12 protein-coding genes are annotated in these 13589 nt (G+C 63.7%); 7 read left to right on the top strand and 5 right to left on the bottom strand.

Annotated elements, in window-relative coordinates; genetic code table 11:
* Positions 1 to 213 precede the first annotated feature (213 nt).
* The 3 genes from ACLJEU_RS22920 to ACLJEU_RS22910 all read right to left on the bottom strand — a co-directional run bounded on the left by ACLJEU_RS22920 (position 214) and on the right by ACLJEU_RS22910 (position 5491).
* The gene (locus ACLJEU_RS22920; protein WP_414662865.1) at positions 214 to 1299 is read right to left on the bottom strand and encodes a ribonucleotide-diphosphate reductase subunit beta; all 1086 of its coding nucleotides are present in this window, start codon (positions 1297 to 1299) and stop codon (positions 214 to 216) included.
* 602 nt (positions 1300 to 1901) lie between these two features.
* Positions 1902 to 5006, bottom strand: a complete 3105-nt coding sequence (locus ACLJEU_RS22915) for a TonB-dependent receptor (RefSeq protein ID WP_414662864.1) — start codon at positions 5004 to 5006, stop codon at positions 1902 to 1904.
* A 104-nt stretch (positions 5007 to 5110) separates the two neighbouring features.
* Positions 5111 to 5491, bottom strand: coding sequence for a hypothetical protein (locus tag ACLJEU_RS22910; protein WP_414662863.1), 381 nt, complete (start codon positions 5489 to 5491; stop codon positions 5111 to 5113).
* Positions 5492 to 5641: 150 nt separating this feature from the next.
* On the opposite strand from ACLJEU_RS22910, the gene ACLJEU_RS22905 reads away from it, so the two are divergent.
* The 5 genes from ACLJEU_RS22905 (at position 5642) to ACLJEU_RS22885 (ending at position 10251) form a co-directional block, all read left to right on the top strand.
* A complete protein-coding gene (locus tag ACLJEU_RS22905) occupies positions 5642 to 6550 on the top strand; it encodes a metallophosphoesterase family protein (RefSeq protein ID WP_414662862.1) in 909 nt (302 codons plus the stop codon).
* A 76-nt stretch (positions 6551 to 6626) separates the two neighbouring features.
* Complete coding sequence (locus ACLJEU_RS22900) at positions 6627 to 7157, top strand: hypothetical protein (RefSeq protein WP_414662861.1); 531 nt, start codon at positions 6627 to 6629, stop codon at positions 7155 to 7157.
* A 175-nt stretch (positions 7158 to 7332) separates the two neighbouring features.
* A complete protein-coding gene (locus ACLJEU_RS22895; RefSeq protein ID WP_414662860.1) occupies positions 7333 to 7779 on the top strand; it encodes a cupin domain-containing protein in 447 nt (148 codons plus the stop codon).
* A gap of 31 nt (positions 7780 to 7810) precedes the next feature.
* Positions 7811 to 8887 carry a c-type cytochrome gene (locus tag ACLJEU_RS22890; RefSeq protein ID WP_414662859.1) on the top strand — a complete coding sequence of 359 codons (1077 nt, stop codon included), beginning with the start codon at positions 7811 to 7813 and terminating at the stop codon, positions 8885 to 8887.
* 74 nt (positions 8888 to 8961) lie between these two features.
* Entirely contained in the window at positions 8962 to 10251 is a 1290-nt protein-coding gene (locus ACLJEU_RS22885; RefSeq protein ID WP_414662858.1) for a GDSL-type esterase/lipase family protein, read from the top strand.
* 26 nt (positions 10252 to 10277) lie between these two features.
* On the opposite strand, the gene ACLJEU_RS22880 is transcribed toward ACLJEU_RS22885, so the two are convergent.
* Entirely contained in the window at positions 10278 to 10565 is a 288-nt protein-coding gene (locus ACLJEU_RS22880; RefSeq protein ID WP_414662857.1) for a DUF6172 family protein, read from the bottom strand.
* A gap of 102 nt (positions 10566 to 10667) precedes the next feature.
* Positions 10668 to 12020 (bottom strand): PQQ-binding-like beta-propeller repeat protein, encoded by a 1353-nt coding sequence (locus tag ACLJEU_RS22875; protein ID WP_414662856.1) that lies wholly within the window; start codon positions 12018 to 12020, stop codon positions 10668 to 10670.
* Positions 12021 to 12448: 428 nt separating this feature from the next.
* On the opposite strand from ACLJEU_RS22875, the gene ACLJEU_RS22870 reads away from it, so the two are divergent.
* The gene (locus tag ACLJEU_RS22870; protein WP_414662855.1) at positions 12449 to 12961 is read left to right on the top strand and encodes a type IV pilus modification PilV family protein; all 513 of its coding nucleotides are present in this window, start codon (positions 12449 to 12451) and stop codon (positions 12959 to 12961) included.
* Positions 12918 to 13580: a PilW family protein gene (locus ACLJEU_RS22865; RefSeq protein WP_414662854.1), complete on the top strand. Its 663-nt coding sequence runs from the start codon at positions 12918 to 12920 to the stop codon at positions 13578 to 13580. The genes ACLJEU_RS22870 and ACLJEU_RS22865 overlap by 44 nt, the downstream gene beginning before the upstream one ends.
* Positions 13581 to 13589: the final 9 nt, after the last annotated feature.

Raw genomic sequence — 13589 nt, 5'->3', positions numbered from 1 at the left:
AAAGCGGCGCGATGGGGACAGGCGCGCCGCGGGAGAGGGGAATGGGGGGACGACCGAAGGAAGCGGAAGGACGAAACGAAAGGTGGAAGATGATTCTTGGCGCGAGGCAGCTCCGTCGATGCGGCGTGGCGTTCGAGCCATGGCGTTCGACCCGGCGTACCCCGTCACCGTCAATGCGGCGAGTGCGGGCGCTTCGGCGAACGCGCCGGGAAATCAGAGTTCGTCGTCGTGAGCGACGTTGAGCGAAGATGCTTTTTGATATTCGGTCACTCGGCCCTCGAAGAAATTTTGTTCTTTCTTGATGTCCATCATCTCGGCGAGCCAAGGCAGCGGGTTCTTGACGCCGGCTGCGAGCGGGGCGAGGCCGACCCCTTCGAGGCGTCGGTCCGCGATGTAGTCGATGTACTGGGTGAAATCCTCGGCACTCAGGCCGACCGAGTTCACGGGCAGGCAGTCGCGAATGAACTCTTTCTCGAGGGTTACGGCTTCAGCCATCAGCGCGCGGAGCTCTTCCTTGAATTCAGCGGTCCAGATTTCGCGGTTTTCCTCGACCAGATCCATGAAGAGATTCCGGAAAACCTCGATGTGGTTCGATTCGTCGCGGAGCGTGTATCGGAACATCTGGCCAATTCCGGGGAACTTGTTCTGCCGGTAGAGGGAGAGCACCATGCCGAAGAGACCGTAGAATTGCGTGCCCTCCATGCACTGACCGAAGACGAAGATGTTCTTCGCCAGCAGCTTTTTGTTCTCAGGTTTGGTGAGGTCGAGATCACGGCGAAGCTCCTTGGAAACCTTCGTGACGAATTCGTTCTTCCGAACGATGGTCGGCACATCCTCGAACATCGCTTCGCACTCGTGCGGGTTGATCTGCAGCGACGCGATCATGTAAAGCAGCGAGTCCGCGTGGATGTTCTCTTCGTGGGCATGCCGGCCCAGGACGAGCTTCAGCTCCGGAGCAGTCACGAGTTCGCGTACCACGTGCTGGATGTTGTCGCCCACGATTCCCTCGGCGGCGGAAAAGTAGCCGATGCCCATGCGAATGATCCAACGCTCGGCGTCACTCACCACCTTTTCGTCGCGCCACTGTTCGATGTCCTTGCCCATCGGGATGTCCTCCGGCTCCCAGTGATTCGCCTTCATCTTGCGATACAGGTCGTACGCCCACTGGTACTTGAGCGGTAGGAGGTTGAACGTCATCGTCACGCGACCGTTGATGACTTTCTTGGCCGCGAATGCGGCTTCGGCCTTGGTTTGGTCGAGCACGAAGGTCTTGGCTCCGACCTGAAAGGTTTTTTGCATGGCTGAGAGGGCGACGGAAAAGGATGGGAAAAAATGAAAAGGGACAGCGAACAGGGCCTTTGTTACGGCAAAAAGGCGGACGGCGAATCAAAGTTGTTACCAGGTTATCCACGGCTTGCCGACCACTACAGGATGTGGTCTTCGGCCGCGGCGACCACAACCCATGGGAGTCGCCGATTTCTCCGTCAATGCGTTTGTCGTTAGAAAATTGTTAAAACAGGGGGTGTTTTTTACTTGCACCCCGGTTGCGCCGATGAGGTCGGGTTCAGCGGTTTAGGCGCACTTTTTCTCCTCGGAAAATGGCCTCGAGCCGGCTTCCAGAGCGGTCCTGCCGGCTGCATCCGGAGTGCACTGGAACAAGGGCCGAAATTCTGTATCGAAAACTCCCGCACAATCGATCGCCGGGCCCCGTTTCGGCTCTATTAATCGGCCGCAATTGCGTCTCCGGAAAGGCATGACAGGTCGGTTTAGCCGCTCGACTTGGAATGGCCCATGGTTTCAGCCCGGGGCGGCGGGCGATTCAGCCGTTCGGCCCGGACGGTGTGGCCACCTCGCGGGGCGCCGCGCGGGCGTATTCAATAGTCGGTTGCGCGCCACGCTCATCAGAAGTCTCCCTTGATGCCCAGGGTGAACGCGGCTGCAGGATACTGCAGGATGTCGATCCGCGCGTACGCCGGAGTATCCGGGGACCAGGTACCGCGGCGCTGCGGCGTGCCGGAAATGTTCCTGGCGTCGAGGTAGACCGAGTAATGGCGGTTGAACATGTACGACACCGTCGCGTCGACTTTCACCTGCGGGGCGAAGTAGTTGTAACTGTTGGCGCGGACGGTGGCACTTGCGGCGGTCGGGGTGTTGCGACGCCACTTGTTCTGATTCACGTTCACCCTGGCGGAGAATTTCGAGCGCGCGTAGCTTACGCCCCATTGGATCGTGCGCGGGGAGAATCCCGTCAGATCGGCGGCGTTGGGTCCGCTGAGATCCATCAGGGTCACATTGCCGAAGACCTGCAGGCCCTTTGCCCACGGCTGCAATGCGCCGAGTGACTGCCGGTAGCTGAGTTCCACGCCGGAGATCGTGGCGGACCCGATGTTCCGCTTCGTCACGATGTCGTAGTCGAGATAGTCGTCCGAAAACCCGAAGTCCGCGAGTTTCTCGACCGTGGCATCCTCGCGCGTCGACCCGAAAAAGTCCTTCAGATCCTTTTGAAACAGGCTCGCCGACGCGACTGCGCCCTTCACCTCGTACACCTCGAAGCTCAGGTCGTAGTTGTTTGCAGTCCAGGGCTTCAGCGCGCTGTTGATCACCGTGATGACCTTGTTGGTCGTTGAGGAATCCGGATCGGTCACGGTCATGCCGGGGATGATTTCGGGAAAATTCGGCCGGCCGATCGTCCGCGCGTACGCGGCACGCACCACGATGGTGGGCGTGATCGAAAAGCTCGCGTTCATGCTCGGGTAGAAGTCGCCGTAGTTGCGCTTTGTATACGCGCCCTTCAGCGTGTACTGCAGCTGCGCCCGCTGCAGCGCGTTCGTCGTGATCGGGATCAGGCGCCCCGCGGAATCGCGCACAAGGTCGCCGTTCGCAGTTCGCACGTAGGTCGCGCGAATGTCGTTCAACGGACCCCAGCCCTCGTCGTCGGTCCGCTCGTAGCGGACGCCGCTCACGATCCACATCCGGTTGTCGAAGAGCTTGGCGTCGGCGCGGAAATAGCCGGCGGTAATCGTCTCCTCGATTGTCTTGGTGAGATTAACCTCGCTCATGTACGCCGCCGGCTCGTTGAGCACGAACCACTCGGGGTGGGCGGCGTAGAGTTCGTAGACCTTGGCCATGCTCGGCCAGCTGACGGCCACGTCGCGGTTCCTGGCGTCGACGAAGTAGCTGTGCCGCGAAAAATTCTGCGCCACGACGTCGTAGTTGCGCGCGAGCGTCGCCGCCGCGCCGCCCGGGGGCGCGAACGTCCAGCTCTTGGAACCGGCGACCGTGTCGTTCGTGCGCTGGTTCACAATTGCGCCCACCTTCAGCGTCAGAGGAAACTTGACGTCGAAATCGCGGCTCACATTCACGCCGGCCCGCCGGACTTCATCGGTGATGTCCTGCGGCGCGCTGCCGGTGCTGACGATGCTGTGGGCCGAGATGTCGTAGATGTTGACCGGTGCGCCCGTGCGATCGGTCGCAGTCACCGCGGCGATCCTGCGATCAACCACCTGATCGATGCCGTCGTGGCGCAACGTGATGTTGGCGATGCGCGCGCTCACGTTGTTGAAGATTCGATCCTCGGTATCGGTGAACTTCGTGCCCGCCGCAGAGCGGCTGAGGTTGGCATCGATCTTCCAGACGGCGCCGGTGTGGCGGTACGAGAGCGAAACGAGGCTCAGATCCTTGTACTGGTTGTTGCCGGTCGGCGACATCGTGGCGGTGCCAACACCCGTCGGCGCGCCCGCCGCGAACGTCGGGCCACCGGTGGCACCGGCACCGAACGTGGAAATGACGCGGTTCTGGCGGACGAAAATTTCCTGGTTCGAGTGCGATGCGCTGAGCGACAACGTGTCGTTGGCGCTGATTTTCCAGTCGAGCGTGGCGGCACCCAGTTCCTTCTCCTCGCCGATGTTCAGGTGATTGATCGTGTCCGTGACGAGCCGCAGGTTCACCTTGTCCCACGCCGGCGCGGGGAACTGCCAGTCGTTATAACGCATCGATTTGCTTGCGGACAGTGCGAGCGCGAACGAGCGGTTGATCGGGTGCAGGTAGGAAAGGTTGAAAGACGGGTTGAGCCGCTGGACGTTAGAGCGATTGTCAGGCCCGTCACTCTTGCCGGTGATGGGGCCCGGACCGCTGAGCCCGTCGAGGGTGCTGACCGTGCCGTAGATATTGTACGTCAGCAGCGGCTTCTTCCGGCTGAAGCCGCTTTTCGTGACCATGTTGATGCCGCCGCCCACGGCATTCGCCGGCATGTCCGGTGTCGGGACTTTCGTGACCTCGATGCGATCGATGTTGCCGGTGGCGGAGAGGCCGAGATCGGTGGCGCGACCGACGATACCATTGGCGGCAATCTCCATGCCGTTCGTCGTGACGAGCGTGCCGCTGGCCGGCATGCCGCGGATGTTCGCGAACTGCGGCGTTTGCGGGCTCTGCTCCATGACGATTCCGGGAATGTACTTCAGGAATTCGCCGACGTTGCCCTCGCCCGTATCCACGTCGATCGCGACGACATTCTTGATGTTCGGCGCAGTCCGCTGTTCATGGAGCGCAACCGCCTGGCCCGTAAGTTCGCGTTCCTGCACGGTAAACGCCGAGAGCGTGACCACGCCCTTGTCGGTCTCGGAATCCATGCGCGGCAGCGCGAGATCGAAGTCCTTCTGCACGACCCCACCGGCGGAGATGGTCACCAAGGCGGATTGCGCGGCGAGTCCGGTGAACGCAGCGCTGAGGCGCACCTCGCCGGCGGGAACGCCGCCCAGTCGGTAGTTGCCGTTCTCGTCCGTGAAGGTCTGCAACGACGTGCCTTCAACCGCCACGCGCGCGCGGTTGAGATAATTACCGCTGTTGGCGTTGAGGACCCGGCCGGTGATGACGCCCGGTGCGGCTCCGCTGCGCTGCGAAGCGGGCGGAACGGAAGCGGGTTGAGCGAATGCCGCGAAGCCGCTCCAGAGGGACGCGACGGCGACGACGACACGGGGGTGAAGGCAGGAGCGAGCAAGTAAACGCATACGTCAGAGAGGAAGAATTTCTGAGCGGGGTCCCCGATGAATCATTTCAACTCAAGCCTCTCGCGCGAGGTTGACGATGCCAATTCTTCGCCGGCCCGCGCGAGCTAGCCGACGCGTTTGTAGGTCGCGAGGTAGCGCCGGGTGCCAGCTGCCGTGGTGAATGCGTCCGGCAGCACACCGTCGAGTCCGTAGCAAATGCGCAGCCACACGCCACGCATCTGGTACAGCGAGCGAATCGTCCGGCCCGCATTGGGGCCATTGAGGCCGGCGAGCACGAGCGTGGAGAGTTCGTTCGCGACCGTAGCCTCGGCCGTGCCCGCATCGGCGACCTCGCCGCCGAAACGGACTTCGTAGACGCCGTCGCCCAGCGTGAGCCTGGTATTGGATGTGACCAGTTCATGCACGTGCTCGCCGTCGAACTCAGCGCGCACCATCTGCCATTCGCCGGCCAGGGCAGCGAGCGGTTCGGGTTCACGTGGCGTCATGCCTTTCCCATCGCAACCTGACCGTGGAATTCAAGGAGAATTCCGTGCGTGCGCTGCGCTGGCGAACGGCCCGTCCGCAAGCCGTCACGCTGAAATCGCGTTGCCCCGCCGTTCGGCACCGGGCAAGGCTGGAATGCACCCCTCGCCGCCATGCCGATTCATCTGCCGCCCTTGTCCCGCCGTGAATTCGTCCGTCGTACGCTCTTGGCCGGCGCGGGCCTGGCGTTCGCGCCCGCGGTCATCGCGGCCACGCGGGAAGTGGACGAACATCACTGGGCCTTGCTGTCGGATCCGCACATCGCGGCTGACCGCGCGAAAGTTGCCCGCGGGATCAACATGACTGACCAGTTCCAGACAGCGGTGGCCGACGTGCTGCAACTGCCGCGCCGGCCGGCAGGCGCTTTGGTCAATGGCGACCTGGCCTTCAACACCGGTGAAACGGCCGACTACGCCACGCTGACCCAACTGCTCCTGCCCTTGCGGGCCGCAGCGATTCCCCTCCACCTCGGGCTTGGGAATCACGATCATCGCGAGCGGTTTTGGGCAGCGCTGCGCAATGACCGTTCTGCGCCGCGACCCGGAGTCGACCGACAGATGGCGATGATTCCGTCCGCCCGCGCCAACTGGTTTCTGCTCGATTCACTCGACAAGACCAATTCGACGCCCGGAGTTCTCGGCGAGGCGCAACTTGCCTGGCTTGCTGACACGCTGGATGCCAACGCCGGCAAGCCGGCGCTCGTGATGGTGCATCACAATCCGCGCACGACTCCGGACAAACTCACGCTGATCGATGAGGACGCGCTCTACGCCATCCTGCGGCCACGCCGCCAGGTGAAGGCGTATGTGTTCGGACACTCGCACCGCTGGAGCGTCCAGCAGGATCCCAGCGGGCTGCACCTGATCAATCTGCCGACGACCGGCTACGTGTTCGAGCCCGCGCAGCCAGCCGGGTGGGTGAGTGCACAGCTCGAAGCAGGCGGCGCGCGCCTGCAGCTGCGCTGCGTCGATCGGACGCGCGCCGAACACGGTCACTCGGTCGAGTTGGCGTGGCGCACCTAACGGCCGTCAGCTCCGGCGGACCCTTTGAGTTGCACGTAGCCAAGCGCACGGTACGGTCACGCTTTCCCCGCTCGTCATGAAGCCCCTGAATCGTCCGGACGCGAACCAGCCCGCATCTCCCCTCGAGCAACTCACGGCGACGATTCGCGAGGTGCTCAAAACCATCGACGAACTCACGGACGCCAGATTCGGGCTCTACAGCGAGGCTGCGGTCGAATTGCTGATCGGCACGGCACTGAAGGAGAGCGGCGGATTGCGCTGGCGCACGCAGTTGAACGGCGGGCCCGCCCGCGGATTGTTTCAGATGGAGCGCGCCACGTATGACGACATCTGGCGCAACTATCTCGCGCACCGGCCGCGTCTCGGTGATGCCATTGCCTCGGCCTTCACGCCGGCGGGCGGCGCGCTGACCTTCGCGCAGATCACCGACGATGATGGTTACGCGGCGATCATGGCGCGGTTGAAATATTACCGCGTGCCGGCGCCGCTGCCCGCGGCGGGCGACCGCGAGGCGCAGGCGCAGTACTGGAAAAAGTACTACAACACCCACCTTGGCAAGGGGACGGTGGCGGGGTACCTCGAGTCCTGGACGACCCACAGCGCTTGAAACAGGAACGGGCAAACGCCGGTCTCCGCCGCCGGGCTCCCGCAGCGTCGCGGCCGGCAATGAAACCCTGCGGTGCAGCCGCAAACGGCGGCACCGGCAATCACGCCCCTGGTTTTGCTTCGCGTCGACCCTCGGTTCGACTAGAACCCGGTCCCGGCCGTCTTCTCCATTCCCCATGAGAAAAACCCTGCTGCTCCTGCTGTCATGTGTGTTCGGATACACGGTTCCCGCGTTCGCCGCCGAGCCGCCGCCGACTGAGGTGGTCGTGCTCGACCAGGCCCGGGTGGCGGCCGCGTTTGAAAAGGGGATGCCGCTGCTGATCAACAGCAGCTACAAGATTCAGGCGGGCCGCCGGGTCACGGCACCGGGCCAGGTGGAGGTGCACGAACATGACACCGACATCTTCTATGTGCTGGAAGGCACCGCGACGATCGTGACCGGCGGTCGCACCGAGGGGGCGAAGACCACGGGCGCGGGCGAGATTCGCGGTGACACCGTCACCGGCGGGACCAGGCGAAAGCTGGCCAAGGGCGACGTGATCGTGATCCCGAACGGCGTGCCGCACTGGTTCACCGAGGTCAGCAATCCGTTTTTGTACTTTGTGATCAAGGTGACCAAGTGAACGCCGTGAAGCGCGTGCCGGGAACGACTCCATGAAACCACGTCTGCTGCGAATCCTCCTGGGCCTTGCTGCCATGGCTGGTCTCGGTGCCACCGCGATGGCTGCGGGGGCGTCGCAGCCGCTGTGGGCCTACGGTGTCAGCACGCCGCCCCTGCCAACTGACCGAGCCGTCCCCCAGGCCTTGCCCACGCGAAAGCTTCGGCCCAACGAGGATTCCGCGGAGCAGACGCGGCCGCGTCACGTCGAGGAAAGTACGGCGAGCTACTCGCTGATCGACGTGCGCGATCTCAACAACGTGATCGACTGGTTCCCCGGTGATCATCCGCCGATGTCGGACATCATGCGACATGGCCCCGCGCAGATGGGCACCGCCGCGCGCGGGTGCGCGTCGTGTCACCTGCCCAACGGGAAGGGACGGCCGGAGAACGCGCCGATTGCCGGACTGCCGCCGGCGTATTTCATCCGGCAGATCGAGGATTTTCGCCGCGGGCTGCGGTCGACGTTTGATCCCAGGAAACCGAATACGCCGACGATGATTCTCCTCGCGCAGGCGATGACCGATGAGGAAATCAAGGCGGCAGCGGATTATTTTGGCGCCATGAAATGGACGCCGTGGACCCGCGTGATCGAAACCGATCGGGTGCCGAAGACCCGGATCGTCGGCAATCTCTTCATCCCGCTCCCGGGGACCGAGACCGAACCGATCGACGGCCGCATCGTCGAAGTGCCGGAGAACGAGGAGCAGTCCGAACTCCTGCGCAACCCGCGCTCGGGCTTCATTGCGTATGTGCCGGTCGGCAGCATCCAGCGCGGCGAGCACCTCGTGACGACCGGCGGCATGAGCGTCGTGGATGGCAGGATCGTGCCTGGTCGCACCGTGGCGTGCGGCACGTGTCACGGTCCGGATCTCCTCGGGCTCGTGGACGTTCCCGGCATCGCGGGGCGTTCGCCAAGTTACCTTGTGCGCCAGCTCTATGATCTGCAGCAGGGCACCCGCAAGGGCGCGTCGGCGCCGTTGATGCAACCCGTCGTGGCGAACCTCACGGGCGACGACATGGTGGCGATCGCGGCGTACGTGACGTCGCTCGTGCCGCCCCCCGCGCGTTAACCCGCCCGGGCCGGCACGGTGATGTCGCTCGACCGGTGCCGGCGCGTTGCTGCAGGATTTTGTTTTTCCACCCCATGAAATGCTTCGCCTTGCTTCCATTCGCCGCGCTCCTGGCGCTGTCTGCACCGACTGTCCGCGCGCAAGCCGCCGCGACGCCCGCCGCCGCGCCGGGCAGCGCGCGTTTTGCGATTCCGGCGACGGATGCCGGCCTGCCGGGAGCGGGGCCGATTCGCCGCATGGACTGGTTTCAGAAAATTTGGACGGAGCGGCGCAGCGGCTGGGCGCGCCGCGTGCAGCAGGATCAGGGCGCGGTGGTGTTTTTGGGTGACTCGATCACGCAAGGGTGGGGCGGCAGCCTCGGGGCGCTGTTTCCCGGCGTGAAGGTGGCGAATCGCGGTATCAGCGGCGACACGACACGCGGCGTGCTCATCCGTCTGGAGGAGGACGTGCTCGTGCTGAAGCCGCGCGGCGTGGTGCTGCTCATCGGCACGAACGATCTCGAGGAGGCGGCGACGCCGGAGACTGCGGCGGGAAATCTACGGCTGATCCTGGCGGCGCTGAAGCAGCACAATCCCGCGATGCCCGTGATTCTCTGCAACGTCTTCCCGAGTTCGGCGACCAAGCAGCGACCGGCCGATCAGATCCGGAAGCTCAACCAGCTTTATTTCGCTGCCATCAAGGACGAGCCGCAGGTGACGGTGCTCGACACCTGGGCGTTGTTTGCGAACGACCAGGGCGACGCGAAGCCGGAGGAGTTTCCCGATCTGCTGCATCCGAATCCGGCCGGCTATCTCAAATGGACCGCCGCGCTGCGGCCCGTGCTGGAAACCGTCGGGCTCGTGCCCGCGTGGCCCGATGACTTCACGCCCGAGCCCGGCTTCGAGAGTCTCTTCAACGGCCGCGATCTCACGGGCTGGCGTTATGCTGACGGCCCCGTGTTCGACGGCCTGACGGCGGCGTCCGATGGCCGCTACGTCGCGCGCAACGGCCGGCTCGTGGTGACCGTCGCTCGACTCGAGCGCGCTTATGCGAAGCTCTGGACGACGCGCCCGTTCCCGAAGGACTTCGTGCTGAAGCTGGAATTCCGCGCCAGTCCCAATGCCGACAGCGGCGTGTTTGTGCGCGAACCGCAGCTGCAGGTGCGCGACTACCACATCGCCGGACCCTACCTGACGTTGAAACAGTACCGGCCGTTGGAATGGAACGAGATCGTGGTGACCGTGCGCGGCGGTCTGGCACACGCGACGTGCAACGGCGAAGTGATCGTCGATGCGTTTCCGGTGCCGGCCACCGGTCCGATCGGACTCGAGAGCGATCACGGCCAGATCGAGTACCGGCGGATTCGCGTGCAGGAAGCGCGCTGAACACGGGCGACGGGCCCGGGCTGGAGTTAACCAATCGCCGTGCGGTGCGCGGGTGCGGCGACGATCTCGATGTAGACTTCGTTCGCGCCCGCGGCGGCCACCGCGTCAATCGCGGCGCCGACATCCTTGAGCGAGCGCACTTCGGCGGCCGCGGCGGTCGGACCGACCCGGCAGTCAAAGGCCCACTGCGCGAAGCCTTCGGGCAGATCCTTTTGCCGTTCGCGGCGCACGTACTTGTTCACTTCGTGGCGAATCTTGTCGCGCACCCGCGCATCATCCTTGCCGGTTGCCTGGAGCGGGAACGTTTTCTTCATTGCAGCGCCAGCGTTGGCCGTGCGCGCGGCGGTTCAATCCGAATAGTCGGATCGCGCGCTTAACCGGATCGCAGCGAGTTGAACGCGATCACGGCCTGCACCTCACGGCCGGGCAGCGCTCAGATCGACGCGAATGAGCTCACGATCGTTGCGCACGTAGACGCTGCGATTCGCGAAGGCGGGATGAGACCAGTGGACGTTGCGATTGCCGGCCTTGTTCGTCGGATCGAGCAGGTGGGCGCGACTGATCTCGGCGTAGCCCTGAGGCGTGAGCCGGGCGATGATCAGGTCGCCGTTTTCATTGTAGATGAAAAAGCGATCCGCGTGCTTCACGAGGAAGGCCGTGGTCCAGCGCGCGGGTTTGCTGCCGATCGTGGTGGGCTCGAGGGTTTCCCACACGCGATCACCCGTGGAAATCTGCAGACAGCGCAACTGGCCGAATCCGCATACGCCGTAAATGTGGCCGTCTTCGAGAAACGGCGTGCTCATCAAGCTGTGCAGGCCTTCGGGCCGGATTTCGCTCGGGCCCTTTATCTTCCAGGCCACGCTGACGCGCGGCTGCGCCGGATCGAGTTGCAGGAGCATCGAGCCGTCGAAGAAGGAGGAAATGAACAGATAGTCGCCGTGCCGACGCGGTGTGCCGATGGCGTGCGCCATCTTGGTTTTGAACGGCTCGGTCCAGAAGACCCGGCCTGTTTCAGGATCAAGACCGTTGATCGCCTCGCTTTCCCAGACGATCAGCTGACGTCGTCCGCCCGCCTCAATGATGATGGGTGGAGCGTAGCCCGGTTCGCACACCTCGAGCGAACGCCACAATTCGCGGCCTGTTTCGCGATCGAAGGCCACGACGGTGTGGCCCTCGCCGCCGACCATACAGATCACGCGGTCGCCATCGACGAGCGGCGGCGCGGCGAAACCCCACGTCTGGGTCGTCACGCCGTAGTCGCGCTTGAACGCGCGCGCCCACACGACGCGGCCCGTGGCGACATCGAGGCAGTGCAGATCGCCTTCGGCGCCGAGGGTGTAAACGCGATTGCCCGCCACCGTTGGACTCGCGCGGGGGCCGGCGGGATAGCTGATGAAGTACGGACACTCGTACGCGTACTCCCACAGCACGCGTCCGTCGCGCTCGTCGAGGCAGAGTACTCGCTCGCGCCCGGTCTCCGTGGCGCGTTGCAGCGCGCCTCCCGGATTCCCCCGCGTCTCCGAGTTGGGCCGGTCCATGACGAACACGCGTCCGGCCGCCACCGCCGGGCTGCTGTAGCCCGCGCCGATCGCGGCACGCCAGCGCACGGGTGGACCGCCCGCGGGAAATGTTTCCACGATGCCCGTCTCGCGCCAGATGCCGTCGGCCTGCGGTCCCTGCCAGTGCGGCCAGTCGTCGGCTCGCACCAAGGCTGAAACCATCACGAGCAACCACCCGGCGAAGCGACGCAGCGTAAGGAAGGAGTGCATGGGAAAGGCGGGAAGCGCCACGAGGGCTCGTGTTCGATACGAGCGTCCGTGGATCGAAGTCGCGAGTCTCGAAACGCCTTGGGAACTGCGCGAGTGCCGTGCATCGGCGTGGCTTCTGCAGGGATTTTGCCGACGACGACTCCGCTGATCCCGCACGGTGAGACCCTCAGCGAGATAAAAGACCCTAGATGGCAGGTCCGCGAAACTCGATGGAAGAGGTCCCGTTTGGGCCGGTTGCTAAAAGATGCTAGGCCATTGTTGTACAGGTATAAAAGCCACCTGCGTACGCTTCATTCTAAAGGGTGGAATGCCAAATGGGTGTAGTCGAAATAAGCCTGATTAACACACCGAACGGCTCTCACGTTAGGGTTAATACCGTGATATGATAGGTGTATAACCCTACAATCTTCCCTTCCTCGCCCGACGCCATGACTGCCGAAATCCAATCGAAACGGAAACGTCGCTCCCTCCCTGGGACGGCGGTGCGGGCGTTCACTCTCGTTGAGGTCATGCTGGCTGCGACCGTCATGGTGCTGACCCTCACGTCCTCGCTGATCGTGGTGCAGCACGGTATGCGAGCGCTCGATACCGCGCGTTACACGACACTGGCCGGTCAGATTTTGCAGAGTCAGATGGAGAAACTGCGTTTGCTGACGTGGACGCAGTTGACGAATGCCACGAGCGGACCGGTGGCCTACACCACGTTCACCCCCGATCTGACCGCGACGGCCACGGCGCAGATCAATCGTTTTGTCGTCGGTGGGACACCGGGCAGATGCGCCCAGAGCATCGTCTCCGCGCCGTCGCCGTTCGATGCGACCATGAAGATCATCACGCTGACCGCCACCTGGAACGGCATCGACGGCCGTCCGCATTCGCTCTCGTACATCACCCACTATGGAAAAACCGGCATCTCAGATTTCTTCTACACGTCGCACTGAGATTGCTTCCCGGCGTGGATTCACGCTGGTGGAGGTGCTGATCGGCGCTTCGCTTTCAACGGTGCTGCTGGCCGGTGTCCTTTCAACCGTGCTCCTGCTCGGTCGAACCAGCGCGAACATCGTCAATTACTCGGACATCGAGGCCCGGGCACGCAAATCGCTCGAGCAGTTCAGCCGTGAAGTCCGGCTGGCGTACGACGTCCCGACCTTCAGCGGCACGAGTGTCACCCTGAGCATCCCGGATACGACGTCGGCGCCCAAGGGTACGGGGACGGGTGCGTACACTGTGACCTACACGTTTGATTCGGTGAACCGCGTGCTGACCCGCAACGGTCCGCCGATCGACAACCCGACGGGGACCGTCGAAACCACTACGCTGATTGCGGATGTGCAGCCGATCCCGGGCAGCGCCTCGTTCCTGAAATACTATCGCTACGTGAAGCCGACGTCCTACCCGCTCGGTCAGGGTTATGTCGACGGCTTCGCGGTGAATACCGCGACGACGAACCGGGAGATCAAGCAGATCGAGGTGAGTTTCCTGCTTCGCCGCGAGAGCGTCACGGTGGCCGCCGCCACCAACAAGGTGCTCTCGGCCCGTTTCATCCTGCGCAACAAATAACCGGATACA

The organism is Terrisphaera buseokensis, from assembly GCF_047521145.2.
GTDB lineage: Bacteria > Verrucomicrobiota > Verrucomicrobiia > Opitutales > Opitutaceae > ER46.
This window is presented reverse-complemented; position numbering and strand designations above follow the sequence as displayed.